15 protein-coding genes are annotated in these 15,704 nt (G+C 66.6%); 9 read left to right on the plus strand and 6 right to left on the minus strand.

All coding sequences use genetic code 11. From position 1 onward, the window contains the following. Window positions 1-8 precede the first annotated feature (8 nt). Window positions 9-911 carry a LysR family transcriptional regulator gene (locus tag KVT32_RS19885; protein WP_108005037.1) on the minus strand — a complete coding sequence of 301 codons (903 nt, stop codon included), beginning with the start codon at window positions 909-911 and terminating at the stop codon, window positions 9-11. Window positions 912-1,122: 211 nt separating this feature from the next. Between KVT32_RS19885 and KVT32_RS19890 the strand changes: the two genes are divergently transcribed. From KVT32_RS19890 to KVT32_RS19900, 3 genes are read left to right on the plus strand one after another with little or no spacing between them, the layout of a single operon-like run. Continuing rightward, entirely contained in the window at window positions 1,123-2,382 is a 1,260-nt protein-coding gene (locus tag KVT32_RS19890; RefSeq protein ID WP_217618763.1) for an aromatic ring-hydroxylating dioxygenase subunit alpha, read from the plus strand. A gap of 1 nt (window position 2,383) precedes the next feature. Then, the gene (locus KVT32_RS19895) at window positions 2,384-2,857 is read left to right on the plus strand and encodes an aromatic-ring-hydroxylating dioxygenase subunit beta (protein ID WP_217618764.1); all 474 of its coding nucleotides are present in this window, start codon (window positions 2,384-2,386) and stop codon (window positions 2,855-2,857) included. 14 nt (window positions 2,858-2,871) lie between these two features. Next, window positions 2,872-3,183: a non-heme iron oxygenase ferredoxin subunit gene (locus KVT32_RS19900; protein ID WP_063953274.1), complete on the plus strand. Its 312-nt coding sequence runs from the start codon at window positions 2,872-2,874 to the stop codon at window positions 3,181-3,183. A 90-nt stretch (window positions 3,184-3,273) separates the two neighbouring features. Here the strand turns inward: KVT32_RS19900 and KVT32_RS19905 are convergent, their stop codons facing one another. The 4 genes from KVT32_RS19905 to KVT32_RS19920 form a co-directional block, all read right to left on the minus strand. Further along, window positions 3,274-4,122, minus strand: a complete 849-nt coding sequence (locus tag KVT32_RS19905; RefSeq protein ID WP_371825604.1) for a ThiF family adenylyltransferase — start codon at window positions 4,120-4,122, stop codon at window positions 3,274-3,276. Between the two features lie 555 nt (window positions 4,123-4,677). After that, on the minus strand, window positions 4,678-6,105 hold the full coding sequence (locus tag KVT32_RS19910) for an efflux transporter outer membrane subunit (protein ID WP_217618778.1): 1,428 nt from the start codon (window positions 6,103-6,105) through the stop codon (window positions 4,678-4,680). A 5-nt stretch (window positions 6,106-6,110) separates the two neighbouring features. After that, window positions 6,111-8,069, minus strand: coding sequence for a MacB family efflux pump subunit (locus tag KVT32_RS19915; protein ID WP_175156648.1), 1,959 nt, complete (start codon window positions 8,067-8,069; stop codon window positions 6,111-6,113). Window position 8,070: 1 nt separating this feature from the next. Further along, entirely contained in the window at window positions 8,071-9,255 is a 1,185-nt protein-coding gene (locus tag KVT32_RS19920) for an efflux RND transporter periplasmic adaptor subunit (RefSeq protein ID WP_217618766.1), read from the minus strand. 311 nt (window positions 9,256-9,566) lie between these two features. Here KVT32_RS19920 and KVT32_RS19925 point away from each other — a divergent pair, with 311 nt between their 5' ends. The 6 genes from KVT32_RS19925 (at window position 9,567) to purU (ending at window position 14,774) form a co-directional block, all read left to right on the plus strand. Then, window positions 9,567-10,775 (plus strand): MFS transporter, encoded by a 1,209-nt coding sequence (locus KVT32_RS19925; protein ID WP_128830020.1) that lies wholly within the window; start codon window positions 9,567-9,569, stop codon window positions 10,773-10,775. Between the two features lie 2 nt (window positions 10,776-10,777). Beyond that, window positions 10,778-11,434: a gamma-glutamylcyclotransferase gene (locus KVT32_RS19930; protein ID WP_108005390.1), complete on the plus strand. Its 657-nt coding sequence runs from the start codon at window positions 10,778-10,780 to the stop codon at window positions 11,432-11,434. A gap of 114 nt (window positions 11,435-11,548) precedes the next feature. After that, entirely contained in the window at window positions 11,549-12,178 is a 630-nt protein-coding gene (pdxH, locus tag KVT32_RS19935; RefSeq protein ID WP_056321041.1) for a pyridoxamine 5'-phosphate oxidase, read from the plus strand. A 69-nt stretch (window positions 12,179-12,247) separates the two neighbouring features. Then, on the plus strand, window positions 12,248-12,772 hold the full coding sequence (locus KVT32_RS19940; RefSeq protein WP_056321038.1) for a flavin reductase family protein: 525 nt from the start codon (window positions 12,248-12,250) through the stop codon (window positions 12,770-12,772). Then, on the plus strand, window positions 12,769-13,878 hold the full coding sequence (locus KVT32_RS19945; RefSeq protein ID WP_217618767.1) for an NAD(P)/FAD-dependent oxidoreductase: 1,110 nt from the start codon (window positions 12,769-12,771) through the stop codon (window positions 13,876-13,878). The genes KVT32_RS19940 and KVT32_RS19945 overlap by 4 nt, the downstream gene beginning before the upstream one ends. Before the next feature lie 41 nt (window positions 13,879-13,919). Continuing rightward, window positions 13,920-14,774 (plus strand): formyltetrahydrofolate deformylase, encoded by an 855-nt coding sequence (gene purU / locus KVT32_RS19950; protein WP_056321032.1) that lies wholly within the window; start codon window positions 13,920-13,922, stop codon window positions 14,772-14,774. 3 nt (window positions 14,775-14,777) lie between these two features. Here the strand turns inward: purU and KVT32_RS19955 are convergent, their stop codons facing one another. Further along, the gene (locus KVT32_RS19955) at window positions 14,778-15,689 is read right to left on the minus strand and encodes a LysR family transcriptional regulator (protein WP_056321030.1); all 912 of its coding nucleotides are present in this window, start codon (window positions 15,687-15,689) and stop codon (window positions 14,778-14,780) included. Window positions 15,690-15,704 lie beyond the last annotated feature (15 nt).

Raw genomic sequence — 15,704 nt, forward strand, 5'->3', positions numbered from 1 at the left:
CCGCGGCATCAATCCGCAAACACGTCCACCACCACCTGCCGCAGCCACTGGTTGGCAGCCTCGCGGTGGTTGCGGGCGTGCCAGAACACGTTGATGACGGATTCCGGGATCTTCACCGGACAGGGCGCGGATGCCAGGCCAAAGGGGCCGCACGCGCAGTCGGCAAAGCGCTGCGGCACCACCGCGATCATGTCGGTGGCCTGCAGCACCGGCCCCACCGCCATGAAGTGCGGCACCGTCAGCCGCAGCCGCCGGCGGATGCCAGCGCGCGCGATCACTTCGTCCACCACGCCGTGGCCGGTGCCCTCGGACACAATGGCCACGTGCTCGGCCGCGCGGAACTGCCGCGCCGACACGCCCGAGCGCGCCAGCGGATGGTCCTGCCGGAAGATGCAGACATACGGCTGACGGAACAGCCGGCGCTGGAAGAATCCGCCTTTCAGCCCGGGCAGAAAGCCCATCGCCAGATCCATGCGGCCCCGCTCCATCTCGTCCCGCACGTCGATCGAGGTGGTGCGCACCGTGCGAATGGTCACGCCCGGCGCAACCTGATCCAGCGCCCGCATCAGGCGCGGCAGGAAGTAGGTTTCGCCCACATCATTCACCCCGATCACAAACGCCCGCTCGCTGCGCGCGGGATCGAACGCCACCCGCGCGTTCAGCGTGCCCTGCAGCGCGGCAAGCGCATCGGCAATCGGCTGGGCCAGGCTCTCGGCATAGGGCGTCGGCACCATCCCGCGCGAGGTCCGTAGAAACAGCTCGTCGCCCAGCAGCTTGCGCAAGCGGGCGAGCGCGTTGCTGACGCCCGGCTGTGAAATCCCCAGGCTTTCCGCCGCCGCCGACACCCGGCCATGCTTGTGCAATTCATTGAAGACGACGAGCAGATTCAGATCCACGTCTTTCAGGTTCATGCGCTTGTCTCCACCAATATTGATTTTGGTGATTTATGTAATAAGCCAGATTCTATTTATTAATCTCGGGGCGTGCCCGATGATGCAGAAAAATGCCTGCGCCCAAGCCGCGCAAGGCACTGCCCGGCCGCCACGCGGCCAGCTGAAAATGGAGACAAATCATGCGCGTCCGCACGCATCGCCGCCTCACGTCCTGTCGCAGGGGCCGTCCATGAACGCCCCCGAACAACCCATCCATATCGTCCCGCCCTGGCAAGGCGACGGCTCGCATCGCATCCCCTTCGGCGTCTACACCGATGCGGCGCTGCACCAGCGGGAACTGGAACGCTTCTTCTACCGCGGCCACTGGAGCTACGTGGGCCTTGAAGCCGAAATCCCCAATCCCGGCGACTTCAAGCGCACGGTCGTGGGCGAGCGCTCCGTCATCCTGCTGCGCGACAACGACGGCGAAGTGCGCGTCGTGGAAAACGTCTGCGCCCATCGCGGCGTGCAGTTCTGCCGCGAACGCGCCGGCAACCGCAGCGAGTTCGTCTGCCCATACCACCAATGGAATTACGACCTGCAAGGCAACCTGATCGGCGTGCCCTTCCGCCGCGGCGTCAAGCAGGACGGCAAGATCAACGGCGGCATGCCGCCCGACTTCAAGCCCGAGGAACACGGCCTGACCAAGCTGGCGGTGGCCGCGCGCAACGGCGTCGTCTTCGCGTCGTTCGACCATGACGTCGAACCGCTGGAAGACTACCTGGGGCCCGACATCGCCCATTACTTCGACCGCGTCTTCGACGGCCGCGAACTGGTGATCCACGGCTACAGCCGCCAGCGCATTCCCGGCAACTGGAAGCTGATGCAGGAGAACATCAAAGACCCCTACCACCCCGGCCTCCTGCACACCTGGTTCGTCACCTTCGGGCTATGGCGCGCGGACAACCGGTCCGAACTGAAGATGGACCGCCATTTCCGCCACGCCGCCATGATCTCCACGCGCGGCCAGGGCGGCAAAAGCACCGTCACCAGCGGCGTGTCCAGCTTCAAGGAGCAGATGTCGCTGAACGACGACCGCTTTCTGGACATCGTGCAGGAACCCTGGTGGAACGGCCCCACCGCCGTGCTCATGACGCTGTTTCCCAGCGTCATCATCCAGCAGCAGGTCAATTCGCTATCTACCCGCCACATCCAGCCCGTCGGCCATGACGCCTTCGACTTCGTCTGGACCCATTTCGGATTTGCCGACGACACCCCCGACATGACCCAACGCCGCCTGCGCCAGGCCAACCTGTTCGGGCCCGCCGGTTTCGTGTCCGCCGACGACGGCGAGGTCATCGAATTCTCGCAATCCGGCTTTGAACAGAAACCGTGGCACCGCAGCGTCGCCGAACTGGGCGGCAAGACCGCCGAAAACACCGACCACATGGTCACCGAAACGCTCATACGCGGCATGTACGCGTACTGGCGCCGCGTCATGGAGGCGTGACATGCTGGACTTTCCGCTTTATTACCAGCTCACCCGCCTCTACACCGACTACGCGGCCGCGCTGGACGCCGGCGAATGGGAAAAATGGCCCGACTTCTTCGTGGAAGATTGCGTCTACAAGGTGCTGCCGCGCGAGAACCACGAACGCGGATTTCCGCTCGCGACCATGGCCTTCGAGAGCCGCGGAATGCTGAAGGACCGCATCTACGGCGCCACCGAAACCATCTTCCACGACCCCTACTACCAGCGCCATGTCGTCGGCGCCCCACGCGTGCTGCTGGTGCAGGACGGCCGCATCGAATCCGAGGCCAACTACGCCATCTTCCGCACCAAACCCAGCCAGCTCACCACCGTCTTCAACGTCGGCCGCTATCTGGACGTCATCCGACAGACGCCCGACGGCCTGAAATTCGAATCGCGGCTATGCATCTTCGACAGCGAGCTGATCCCGAACTCGCTGATCTACCCCATCTGACCAGGAGACGAATCATGAGTGTGCAATGGATCAAGGCCATCGGACGCGATGACGTGCCCGACGAAGACGTCATCGCCGTCGAGGCGGGCGGCAAGGAGATTGCGCTATACGGCGTCGACGGCGAAGTCTACGCCACCGACAACCTCTGTACGCACGGCAACGCCCGACTCTGCGACGGCTTCCTTACCGGCCACGAAATCGAATGCCCCCTGCACCAGGGCCGCTTCGACATCCGCGACGGCCGCGCCCTGTGTTCCCCGCTGCGCGAGAACATCGCGACGTATCCCGTGCGGATTGAGGATGGCGTGGTGTTTGTGGCGCTATGAGTCATTTGCGCGCCGGACGCAGCGACGTGGCGTCTGACCGTTGAGGCACCGCGGCGCTCAGGCATGGAGGCGCCCCCACCCCGGCGGCCCTCAGACCGCCAGCCGCAAAGCCTCGTTCGCCGCCGCCATGCCCATGGCGGCGGTCACGGTCACCACCGACCCATAACCCGCGCAGGACAGGCCCTGCGGCGCCAGGTTCAGACCCGACGCGCCCATATCATCTTCACCTTCCCGAGGGCGGGTCCACGCATCCGGCAAAATCGCCGGCTGGTCGAACCACAACGCGTGCACGCCCATCTTCGGCACCCGCTTGAGCGCCTTGCCGTTCTTGTCCGACGCCCGCGGAAACCCATGCTCGCGCCGCAACTTGTTGCGCAGCTTCGAGAGCAGCGCATCATTGACCGCCCCCGACAGATCCCCCGCCCGCAACGCCAACGGATCCGTCTTCCCGCCCGCGCCGCCGCACAGCAGCATCGGCACCCCAAGCCGCCGCGCATGCAAAATCATCGCAATCTTCGCGGCCGCCTGATCCGTGCAATCGATGATGACCGTATAAGGCCCCGGCAACACCTCGCCCACGTTCTCCGGCGACACAAAGTCGTCCACCCGTGTAATGCGGCATTCGGGATTGATCGCCAACACCCGCTCGGCCATCGCGTCGACCTTGGATTGCCCAAGCGTCGAACTCAACGCATGGATCTGCCGATTGACGTTGGATTCGGCAATGTGATCCAGATCGATCAACGTCAACGCCCCCACCCCGCAACGAGCAAGCGCCTCCACCGTCCACGACCCCACGCCGCCAAGCCCGGCAACGGCAACATGGGCATTACGGATACGCGAAGGCGCCTCAGGACCATAGAGGCGCGACAGCGCGCCAAAACGACGGTCGAGATCGGCGGGTTCAGGAATGAGTTCGGGCGAGTTCATGGCCCGCATTTTATGGCAGCGGCCGCCAACCCAGCCGCCCATTCAAGCAGACAAGGTGTAGACAAGGTGTCTGACACCCTGCAGAGACTGCCGTCATGCCAAGGATGTGCCCCAAGGGTGTCAGACACCGGAGGCAGCGGCGTCCGGCGCCCCCACCGCAAGCGCGAAGCGTCATCCTCGGACGCAAGACACCGCGTGAGCGCCCGGAGGCCGCCCGCGCGGCCAACCGGGCGCGGGCCCCGCAAAATGCTTCAGAGCCGCGCAAGCCCAGGCAAGAACCTTAAGAACCCCACCCGCCCCAGCGCCCGCCAAGCTGAACTCACCCGAGCCCGGCGTGGCGGTGGCCTGGGGTGCGCGGGGCGTGTAGATGCGCCCGAGGGAATCTGAAGGAAGCGCCGAAGGCGCTGACGAAGATTACGAAGGGGCAGTCCGGAGCGAAGGCTCCGGACCGCAATCGTAGCCCCGCGCGCCCCAGGCCGCCGACGCGCCGGGCGTCAAAAGAACCAAGATCGATGCCCGCCACCGCCTTCCGACGCAAACCGCCGCGCCGGACTGCTGCAAACCTCACCCCCGCAGCCCATCCCCGTCAACAGCCACCACATCATCCCCCCCCAACGCCTGATAAACCGTCACCTGATTCACCAACCGGTTCAGCATATTCTCGTCCCGCGCCACCTCAGCCACCCGGCGCTTTTCCTGCGCATCCAGCCAATCCCGCAGCGGCACCGCCCCCGCCCGGTACCGTACTTCGTACAGCCGCTCAGCCTCCCGAGCCGCCCGCAAAGACAGATCCAGCTGCTGCGCCCGCACCGACAACTGCGTGCGATTCGACAACGCGTTTTCCACATCCGCCATCGCCTGATACAGCGCCTGCCGGAACGTCACCACCCGTTCCTCGTAATCCGTCTTCGAGATCTTGATGTTCAGCTGCATCTGATTCCACTGCAAGAATGGCAGCGTCAACCCCGCGCCCAGCGTCCCGATCGGATTCTTCAGCACATCCGACAACGTCGGGCTCGAAGTGCCCAGCGCCCCCGTCAACGTCACCGGCGGATAAAAGCTTGCCCGTGTCGCATCCACGTTCGCCAGCGACTCCCGCAGCCGCAACTCCGCCGCGCGCAAGTCCGGACGGCGCCCCAGCAACTCCGCCGGCACACCCGCCCGCGCCTCGGGCAATGCGCTGGACGGCAGCCGCGCCGGATCCGCCGTGATGCGATCCGGCGGGCCATCGAAAAGAATCGTCAGCGCATTGATGTATTCCACCCGCTGCTGCACCAGCAGCGCATGCGCCGCCTGCTGGCTTGCCACTGTCTGCTCCGCCTCGGCAAGCTCCAGGGCCGACGCCCCGCCCGCCGCGTACTGCGCCCGCACCAGATCCTGCGTGCGGCGCGCGTAGGCGATGCTCTCCTCGCTGCTCGCGATGCGCTGATTGATGAATGCCGTCTGCCAATACAGCGTCGCCGTCGTGCCCACCAGCGACAGGGCCGCGCTCTGGCGGTCCTGTTCCGTCGCCAGCGCCTCCCACTGCGCCGCGTCGCGCTGGCGCGCCAGCTTGCCCCACAGATCGACCTGATAGCTCACCGTCAGCTCGGCCGAATTGGCTCGCGTGATCGTGCGGTCGCCATACAGATTGCGCATCCGCGACACGTTTGCGTCGCCACCGAACTGCGGCATCAGCTGGTCGTCCGCCAATCCCGCCTGATACTGCGCCCGGCGCACGCGAATCGCCGCCGCCGCCAGATCGTTGTTGCGCGCAAGCGCCGCCTCCACCAGCCCATTGAGCACCGGATCGTCGAAATTGCGCCACCAGGCCCCGCCCTCCGCCAGCCACGCCGCTGCGCCGGCATCGGAAGCCGGGCGCGCGTGGGTCCAGGACGCCGGCACGCTGGCGGCCGGCGGCTCGTAATCAGTGCGCAGCAGGCTGCCGCAGCCACCCAGCGCCAGCAGCAGCGCCACGCCCAGCGGTTTGCCCAAAAAAGAAACTGCTCTCATCTTCCTCATTCCCGGGCCAACGCCTCGACGGGATCCAGGCGCGCCGCATTGCGCGCCGGCAGATAGCCAAAAATCACACCGATCAGCGTCGAGCACGTGAATGCCGCCACCATCGATGCCGTGGAATAGATCATCTGGAACGAGCCGCCCGTGGCCTTGCTGACCAGCACGCCCAATCCCAGCGACAACAGGATGCCGACCGCGCCGCCGATCAGGCACACCAGCACCGCCTCGATCAGGAACTGCTGCATGATGTCGCTGCGCCGCGCGCCCACCGCCATGCGCACCCCGATCTCGCGCGTGCGCTCGGTGACCGACACCAGCATGATGTTCATCACCCCGATACCGCCCACCATCAGCGAAATCAGCGCAATCAGCGAAACCAGCAGCGTCATCGTCGCCGTCGTGCGTTCGATCGTCTTGCGCACCGCGTCCGTGTTGAACACGAAAAAATCCTTCACCACGTGCCGGCGCGTCAACACCCGCACGATGGCCTGCTCGGCCGCCGCCGGCGGCGTCGCGTCGTTCACGCGCACCGTGATGCTCTTCAGGTGCTGCTGCCCCAGCACCCGCGACAGCGCCGTCGTGTACGGGATCCACACGTTCAGCGAATCATTGTTCCCGAACACCGTGTCCTTCTTTTGCGTCACCCCGATCACCCGCGCCGGCATCGATCCCAAAAAGATCACCTGCCCGATCGGCTCGGTGTGCGACCCGAACAGCGCGCGCCGCGTGCCCTCGTCGATCACCACCTCCTGCGCCCGGCGCGCCACGCTGGTCTCATCGAAGAACTTTCCTTCAGCCAGCTTGATCGCGCGTACGCGGAAGTACTGTTCGCCCACGCCCTGGATCGAACCGTTCACCGATACATTGCGGTAGCGCAGCGTATTGCTCGTGCCCACTTCCGGCGTCACGCTGTCCACATACGACTCGCGCGCCAGCGCGTCGGCATCGGCCGGCACCAGCGTGCGGATGTTCACCGCCTTTTCATCGCCGAAGTCCTTGCCCGGGAAAACCTCGACCGTATTCGTGCCGATCGCGCTGATGTCTTCCAGGATCTTGCGCCGCGAGCCCTCGCCCAGCGCCACCACCGACACCACGGCGGCGATGCCGATGATGATGCCCAGCATCGTCAGCGACGTGCGCAGGCGGTGCGCGTTCATGGCCAGCAAGGCCATGCGCAGCGCCTCGCCGCAGCGGTCCAGATAGGCCTGCCACGCCGGGCGCTGGGCCATGTCCGGGGTCTCGTCACGCGCCATCTGATGGCGCGGCGCGTCGGGGTTGCGCTTGTCCGCGACGATCTCCCCGTCGCTGATCTCGATGATGCGCTGGGCGTGGCGCGCCACGTTCATATCGTGCGTGACGATGATGATCGTGTGCCCCGCCGCGTTCAGTTCCTCCAGGATGCGCAGCACTTCCTGGCCGGTATGCGTGTCCAGCGCGCCAGTGGGCTCGTCGGCCAGGATGATGTCGCCGCCGTTCATCAGCGCCCGCGCGATACTCACGCGCTGCTGCTGGCCGCCCGACAGCTGGCCTGGCCGATGGCCAGTGCGATCGGCCAGCCCCAGCCGCGCCAGCAGCGCCGAGGCGCGTTCCAGCCGCGCCTCGCGGCGCTTGCCCGCGTAGACGGCCGGCACCTCCACGTTGCCCTGCGCGCTCAGGTCCGCCAGCAGGTGGTAACGCTGGAAAATGAATCCGAAGTGCTCACGGCGCAGTTCGGCCAGTTCGTCGGGGTCCAGTTCGCCGGTGCTGCGGCCGTCGACCTTGTAGTCGCCGCGCGTAGGCCGGTCCAGGCAGCCCAGAATGTTCATCAGCGTGGACTTGCCCGAGCCGGACGCCCCCACGATGGCGACCATCTCGCCCGCCTCGATCGACAGGTTGACGTCCTTCAGGACCGCAATCGTCTGGTCGCCCGCGGGAAACTCGCGGCGCACGCCAGACAGGGAAATGAGCGGGCCGCCCATGTCAGGCTCCCGGCTTGGCGACGGTCGGCGAGGAATCCGCCGACACGACGCGTTCGCCCACCTCCAGGCCTTCCAGCACCTGCGCCTGCACGTTGTTGTTCATGCCGATGCGCACTTGCCGCGTCTCGGTCTTGTTGCCGTCCAGCACCACGCGCACCTCATAGCGCCCGTCCTTGCCGCGCTTGCCCAGCGCCGAGGCGGGCACCACCACGGCGTCCTTCGCCTCACCCAGCACAATGAAGACCTGCGCCGTCATCGAGATGCGCAGCTTCTCGTCGGGATTGGGCACGTCGAACAGGCCGTTGTAATAGACCGCGGCGCTGGTGGAGGTGCTGGAGGAGGAGGTCAACGAAGACGCCGCATCTTCCTTCTGGATGGAATCCGGGGCCGGTTCCACCGCGCGCAGCGTGGCGCGGTAGCGCTCGTCGGGTTCGCCGAGAATGGTGAAGTAGACCGGCAGGCCCGGCTTGACCCGCGTCACGTCCGCCTCGGAGATCTGCGCCTTGATGGTCATGGTGTCCACCTGCGCCACCTTGATGATGGTGGGCGCGCTCTGGATCGAGTTGACGGTCTGGCCTTCCTTGGTGACCACCGCCACCACCATGCCGTCGATCGGCGAGACGATCCGCGTGTAGCCCAGGTTGACCTGGGCGGTGTCGACCTGGATCTCGGCCTGGGCGATCTGCGCGTCCAGCGAGGCGATCTCGGCGCGGGTCACGGCCAGCGTGGCCTCGGCCGTTTCGTAGGCCTCGCGCGAACTGGCGTCGGCCGCCAGCATCTGGCGCTGTCGCTTGAACGCCAGCTCCGCCTGTTTCAGCGTGGCCACCTTGGCGGCCCGTTCGGCGCGCCGGGTCTGCAGCGCAGCTTCGGCGTTGCGCAGCTCGTTCTGCTGGGTCAGGTCGTCGATCTCGGCCACCAGTTGGCCCTTCTTGACCCGGTCGCCCAGTTCCACCTTCAGGGACTTCAACTGGCCGGTTGCCTGCGCGCCCACGCTGACCCGCTCGATGGCATCGATGGTGCCGCTGGCCAGCACGCTGTCCTCCAGGTCCGCGCGCGACACTTCCGCCACGGCGAACGTGGGCGGCGGCGGGGCCGAGAAGAACGCTGCGCGCGCGCCAATAACGAGAAGCAGGAGGATGGCGGCTATCAGGGCGTAGCGCGTGAACTTGCTGCGGGACTTTTTCATTGAACCTGGACGATGGGAACGGCGGGCGCCATCTGCGGCGCCGTAATGCGGCAAAAAAGCGGTGAAAACCAGAGACGGACTGCACCGCGCGGAGGGTTCCGTTGCGTGAACGATACAACGATCCCCGGGAGGTTGCGGAACCGTTTTACCGCACCTGCCGTGAACGTGCCGTCATCTTGCCGAATAAGCGCGGGACTTGTCCGCTAGAGCCTGTTAACTCCGCAGAGTGACTAGTCACCCGATGACGCAGCGCAAAAAAGCGTCGCCTCGACATAGACGGATGTTACGAACAGAATGAATGCAGTTAAGCCGTGTCTACCTCCAACAGATCCCCCTCCTCGCCATCCAGTTCCCCGGAATTTTCCGGGGCGGTGCTTTTGTGCCTGCTGGCAATGATGAATCATGTGGCGCTGACCGGGGGACGGATCACCGTTTCCCTGACGGCGCTGCAGATGGGGCTGTCCACGTTCACGGTCGGCACGCTGGTCGCCGTGTTTGCCGTGCTGCCGATGCTGTTCTCGGTGCGGGCGGGACGCTGGGTGGACCGCGTCGGCATCGTGCGTCCGCTCGTCATCGGCACCACTTTGGTCGCCTTCGGCACGCTACTGCCCTCTATCTCGCAAACCCAGTCCGCGCTGCTGGTGGCGTCCTGCGCCATCGGGATCGGCTTCATGCTGCACCAGGTGGCCACGCAGGATCTGCTGGGGCACGCCGAGCCCGAGCAGCGGCTGCGCAACTTCTCCTTCATGTCACTGGCGCTGGCCGGGTCAGGCTTCTCCGGTCCGCTGATTGCCGGGCTGGCAATTGACCACCTGGGCACGCGGACGGCATTCGGCCTTCTGGCGGTCGGCCCGCTGCTGTCGGCGGTCGGCCTGTACAGCCTGCGTCATCAATTGAAGGCCGTGGATGCGGCCATCACCGGCGTGCGCGAGGCCCAGCGCCGCCGCGTGACCGAATTGCTGGCCGTGCCCGCGCTGCGCCGCATTCTCATGGTCAACACGATTTTGTCCGGCGCATGGGACACCCACCTGTTCGTCGTGCCGATTTTTGGCGTGGCGATCGGGTTGTCCGCCACCACCATCGGCCTCATTCTTGCCTCCTTCGCGGCGGCAACGTTCGTCATCCGCCTGATTCTGCCCCTTATCCAGCGCCGCGTCCGGTCCTGGACGCTGGTGCGCGTAGCGATGGCGACCGCGGCCATCGACTTCATGCTTTACCCGCTGTTCACCGACGTTACCGTCCTGATCGTGTTGTCTTTCATCCTGGGCCTGGCCCTGGGCTGCTGTCAGCCCAGCATGCTGGCCCTGCTGCACCAGCACTCGCCCCCCGGCCGCGCGGCCGAGGCGGTGGGCCTGCGCATGGCGCTCATCAACGGTTCGCAGGTCTCCCTGCCGTTGACCTTCGGGGCGCTGGGTGCGGTAATTGGCGTTGCCCCGCTTTTCTGGGCCTACTCCGTGGCGCTGATGGCCGGGGGCTGGGCCAACCGCAACCCTCCGCACGAGTCTGAACGGAATACGTAGTCGTGAACAAGCAGTCATCCCACTCTGACCTCTCCGGCGCCACGCTGCCCTTCCGGCTCTGGACGCCCGAGGAACGGCAAGCCTCGCTCGACGACGCGCTGCGGCACTGGCCGGCTGGGGAAGACGTTTGGGTATTCGGGTACGGATCGCTTATCTGGCGGCCGGATTTCGATTTCATGGAACGCCGCCTGGCCACGCTGCGCGGCCACCACCGGGCGCTTTGCCTGTGGTCGCGGGTGAACCGAGGCACGCCCGAGTGCCCGGGACTGGTTTTCGGCCTGGACCGCGGCGGTTCCTGCCGGGGCGTGGTGTACCGCCTGGCCGGCGAACAAGTCCCCCATTACTTTCCCGCCCTCTGGGAGCGCGAGATGTCCACCGGCGCCTATCTGCCCCGCTGGATCAACTGCGCCACGGACGAAGGCGTCGTCCGGGCGCTGGTCTTCATCATGAACCGGGACAACCCCGCTTATATCCGGGCGCTGCCCGAGGCGGAACTGCTGGCCATCGTGCGCCGCGCGGCGGGACGCTACGGTCCCTGCACGGATTACGTGGTGCAGACGGCCCAGGCCTTGCGGTCCGCCGGCATCCACGACGCCCGGCTCGACGCCATTGCCCGCCGGCTGGAGCTGGACGGCCACCCGCTGCCCGAGGGTCCGTGACGCGCCCCCGCGGCTGGAGGCGGCAAACTTGTCCGGGGCCTGCGCGGGGTCAATGAGGGGCCGGTCTCCGAGGCGGTATAAACTCCGTGTTATCAACGCTGAACCCCCAAGACCATGTCCGTCTCTGATCTGCGTCAAAGCTACGAAAAGAATGTGCTGCTGGAAAGCCAGGCAGCCTCCTCGCCGTTCGAGCAATTCACCCGTTGGTTCGACGAGGCCCTGGCCGCCAAGGTGCCCGAACCCAACGCCATGACCCTGGCCACGGTGGACGCCAGCGGCCAGCCCAGCGCCCGCATCGTCCTCATCAAGGGGTTTGACGAGCAGGGTTTCACGTTCTTCACCAATTACGAATCGCGCAAGGGCCTGGACCTGCAGGCCGAGCCGCGCGCCAGCCTGCTGTTCTTCTGGCAGCCGCTGGAACGCCAGGTCCGCATCGAGGGCGTGGTCGAAAAGGTGGCGGCCGAAGAGTCGGACGCCTACTATCACAGCCGCCCGGCCGGCTCGCGCATCGGCGCCTGGGCTTCGCGCCAGAGCCAGCCCATCACCCGTGAAGAGCTGGAAGCCCGCGAAAAGGAATTCCGCGAGCGTTTCGGCGAACAGCCGCCGCGTCCGCCCCACTGGGGCGGCTACCGCCTCAAGCCGACGGCCTTTGAATTCTGGCAGGGCCGCCCGTCCCGCCTGCACGACCGCCTGCGCTACGTGGCGGACGGGGCGGGCTGGAAGATCGAACGCCTGTCTCCCTGATACGGGACGCCCCGACGCGGGGCGTCCATCCGCCGGGCGCCTCCTGCGCCCGACCGAACTGTCTATTGCATGTCCGCCTCCTCCCCTGATTTCGACTCCGTCTTCTTTCGCACCGCCTTGGGCCGCTACGCCACCGGCGTGACGGTCGTGACGACCACCGGCCTGGACGGCGCCCCCATCGGCCTGACCGTCAGCTCGTTCAACTCGGTCTCGCTGAATCCGCCGCTGGTGTTGTGGAGCCTGTCGCTGGGCTCGTCGTCGCTGGACGCCTTCGAACAGTGCGAGCGCTACGTCGTGAACGTATTGAGCGCCGACCAGATCGCGCTGGCGCGCCGCTTCGCGACGGGCAAGACGCGGGACCGTTATGCCGGGCTGCAGGTGCACCATGCCCCGGGCGGCACGCCGATGCTGGACGGCCACTGCGCCGCCTGGTTCGAATGCCGCAACCGCAGCCGCTACGTCGAGGGAGATCACGTCATCATGGTCGGAGAAGTCGAACGTTGCGGACATAGCGGCGAACCGCCGCTGGTCTTTCACGCCGGCGGGTTCGATCTGACGCCGGCCGGCACCCGCGCAGAAAAGGCCAAGCCATGAGCGCCGACGTCGATTGCGTCGTCATCGGCGCCGGCGTCGTCGGCCTGGCCATCGCCCGGGCACTGGCCCAATCGGGCCGCGAAGTCCTGGTCGCCGAAGCCACCGAGGCCATCGGCACCGGCACCAGCTCGCGCAACTCCGAGGTCCTCCACGCAGGCATCTACTACCCCGCCGGCAGCCTGAAGGCGCGCCTGTGCGTGCGCGGCAAGCATCTGCTGTACGCGTACTGCGCCGAACGCGGCGTGCCGCACAGCCGGCTGGGCAAACTCATCGTGGCCACCAGCCCCGAGCAGGCCACCCAGCTTGAAGGCATTGCCCAGCGCGCCCGCGCCAACGGCGTGGACGACCTGCAATTCATTTCGGGCGAAGAAGCCATGCGCCTGGAGCCCGCGCTGCAGTGCACCGCCGCGCTGGTGTCGCCGTCGACCGGCATCGTCGACAGCCACGCATTGATGCTGTCGTTCCAGGGCGACGCCGAGAACGCGGGCGCCCAGTGCGTCTTCCATACGCCGCTCGCGTCGGGCCGCGTCCGGCCGGAAGGCGGCTTCGAGCTGCAATTCGGCGGCGACGACGCCATGAGCCTGACCTGCAACGTCCTGATCAATTCGGCCGGCCTGCAGGCGCCCGCGCTGGCGCGCCGCATCGAGGGCGTGCCGGCGGACAGCATTCCCGCCGATTACCTGTGCAAGGGCAGCTATTTCACGCTGTCAGGCCGCGCGCCGTTCTCGCGCCTGATCTACCCGGTGCCGCAGCATGCCGGGTTGGGCGTGCACCTGACGCTGGACATGGGCGGCCAGGCCAAGTTCGGCCCCGACACCGAATGGGTGGACACCGAGGACTACACCCTCGATCCCTCCCGCGCCGATGTGTTCTACGAAGCCGTGCGCAGCTATTGGCCCGCCCTGCCCGACGGCGCGCTGGCGCCCGGCTACACGGGCATCCGCCCCAAGATCTCCGGTCCGCACGAACCGGCCGCGGACTTCGTCATCGCGGGGCCCGCCGTTCACGGCGTGCCCGGCCTGGTGAACCTGTTCGGCATCGAATCCCCCGGGCTGACCTCCAGCCTGGCCCTGGCGGAAGAAACCCTGGCGCGCCTGTCCGCCTGACCCCGCCCGCTTCCCTTTTCTCTTATTCAGCCATTCCTGCCATGCAGCACAACGACTACATCCTGACCCTGTCCTGCCCCGACCGCACCGGCATCGTCTACCGCGTCAGCGGCCTGTTGTTCGAACTGGGTTGCAACATCCTGGATTCGCAGCAGTTCGGCGACGAAGAGACGGGCCGCTTCTTCCTGCGCGTGCACTTCGACCTGCCGGTCAGCGCGTCCGCCGACGACCTGCGCGCCCGCCTGGACGCGATGTCCGCCGACTACGGCATGGAGCTCAAGCTGCACGACGCGCGCCGCAAGGAGCGCCTGCTCATCATGGTCAGCAAGCAGGGCCACTGCCTGAACGACCTGCTGTTCCGCGTACACAGCGGCCACCTGCATGCCGAAGTGGCGGCCATCGTCTCGAACCACAACGACTACGCCAGCCTGGCGGCAACCTACAACATTCCGTTCCACTACCTGCCGGTCACGCCCGACACGAAGCTGGAGCAGGAAAAGCAGGTGCTCAAGATCGTCGACGAGGCAAACATCGACCTGGTCGTGCTGGCCCGCTACATGCAGATCCTGTCGGCCGACATGTGCCGCGCCCTGACCGGCCGCGCGATCAACATTCACCACAGCTTCCTGCCCAGCTTCAAGGGCGCGCGCCCTTACCACCAGGCGCATGCGCGCGGCGTGAAGATCATTGGCGCCACGGCGCACTACGTGACGTCGGACCTGGACGAAGGCCCGATCATCGACCAGGACATCGAACGCGTCGACCACACGATGACGGCGCAGGACCTGACCCAGGTGGGCAGCGACATCGAATCCCTGGTGCTCTCGCGCGCGGTGCGCAGCCACGTCGAACACCGCATCCTCCTGAACCGCAACAAGACCGTCGTGTTCCGCTGATCCTCAGGCTCTTGCAGGGGCGGGTTGCAACGGCGCAAACGCCTGCGCCACCAGCGCCACCGCGCGCTCCTGCAACGGCGAGCGCGCCGCATCCGGCCAGATCACCTGGCTGATCGAGCGCGCCTCGTGCTCGAACGCGATGAACCGCGTGCCCGCCAGCCCGCTGCGCGACAGGCAGGCCGGCACGATCGACACCCCCAGGCCCTGCGACACCAGCGAGGCCACGCTCAGCCAGTGGCGCACCTCGTGCCGGATCGCCGGCATGAAGCCGGCCGACACGCACATGGCCAATACCGTCTCGTAATAGCTGGGCGACGCCGCGCGCGCGAAGAAAACGAAGTCGTCCCGCGCCAGTTCCGTCAGCCGCAGGGTCTGGCGATCTGCCAGCGGATGCGCATCGGGCAGGCACACCACGAAGGGCTCGGCCATCAGGTCGCGCGCCTGCACGCCTTCCGGCACCGGGTTGGCGTGGATGAAGCCCAGGTCCTGCTCGCCCCGACGCACCGCCTCGATCTGGTCGTTCGAGTTCAGTTCGGTCAGCACGTGTTCCACGTCGGGCAGTTCCTTGCGCATGACGTTCAAGAGCGCGGGCAGTCCGCGATACAGCATGGACCCCACGAAGCCGATGCGCAGCCGGCCGCGCAGGCCCGCGTCCACCTGGCGCACCAGCGTGCGGACCTCCTCGGCCTGGCGCAGCAGGATCACCGCTTCGTGGTACAGCGCCTGGCCGGCGTCGGTCAGCTCGACGTGCCGGCTGGTGCGGGCCAGCAGGCGCGCGCCGATGTTCTCTTCCAGTTGGCGGATCGCGTAGCTGAGCGGCGGCTGCGAAATATGCAGGCGCGCCGCCGCCCGGCTGAAATGGCGCTCTTCGGCCACGGCGATGAAGTAGCGCAGCAGACGCGGTTCAAGATCCATGCGTCCCTCCTTTGG

This window comes from Achromobacter sp. GbtcB20 (assembly GCF_019091095.1).
GTDB classification, from domain to species: domain Bacteria; phylum Pseudomonadota; class Gammaproteobacteria; order Burkholderiales; family Burkholderiaceae_B; genus Achromobacter; species Achromobacter mucicolens.

What these genes read in the sequence shown, in the direction of transcription:
- KVT32_RS19885 (WP_108005037.1), bottom strand. Translation starts at nt 911, where the DNA reads ATGAACCTGAAAGACGTGGATCTGAATCTGCTCGTCGTCTTCAATGAA.
- KVT32_RS19890 (WP_217618763.1), top strand. Translation starts at nt 1,123, where the DNA reads ATGAACGCCCCCGAACAACCCATCCATATCGTCCCGCCCTGGCAAGGC.
- KVT32_RS19895 (WP_217618764.1), top strand. Translation starts at nt 2,384, where the DNA reads ATGCTGGACTTTCCGCTTTATTACCAGCTCACCCGCCTCTACACCGAC.
- KVT32_RS19900 (WP_063953274.1), top strand. Translation starts at nt 2,872, where the DNA reads ATGAGTGTGCAATGGATCAAGGCCATCGGACGCGATGACGTGCCCGAC.
- KVT32_RS19905 (WP_371825604.1), bottom strand. Translation starts at nt 4,122, where the DNA reads ATGCGGGCCATGAACTCGCCCGAACTCATTCCTGAACCCGCCGATCTC.
- KVT32_RS19910 (WP_217618778.1), bottom strand. Translation starts at nt 6,105, where the DNA reads ATGAGAGCAGTTTCTTTTTTGGGCAAACCGCTGGGCGTGGCGCTGCTG.
- KVT32_RS19915 (WP_175156648.1), bottom strand. Translation starts at nt 8,069, where the DNA reads ATGGGCGGCCCGCTCATTTCCCTGTCTGGCGTGCGCCGCGAGTTTCCC.
- KVT32_RS19920 (WP_217618766.1), bottom strand. Translation starts at nt 9,255, where the DNA reads ATGAAAAAGTCCCGCAGCAAGTTCACGCGCTACGCCCTGATAGCCGCC.
- pdxH (WP_056321041.1), top strand. Translation starts at nt 11,549, where the DNA reads ATGTCCGTCTCTGATCTGCGTCAAAGCTACGAAAAGAATGTGCTGCTG.
- KVT32_RS19940 (WP_056321038.1), top strand. Translation starts at nt 12,248, where the DNA reads ATGTCCGCCTCCTCCCCTGATTTCGACTCCGTCTTCTTTCGCACCGCC.
- KVT32_RS19945 (WP_217618767.1), top strand. Translation starts at nt 12,769, where the DNA reads ATGAGCGCCGACGTCGATTGCGTCGTCATCGGCGCCGGCGTCGTCGGC.
- purU (WP_056321032.1), top strand. Translation starts at nt 13,920, where the DNA reads ATGCAGCACAACGACTACATCCTGACCCTGTCCTGCCCCGACCGCACC.
- KVT32_RS19955 (WP_056321030.1), bottom strand. Translation starts at nt 15,689, where the DNA reads ATGGATCTTGAACCGCGTCTGCTGCGCTACTTCATCGCCGTGGCCGAA.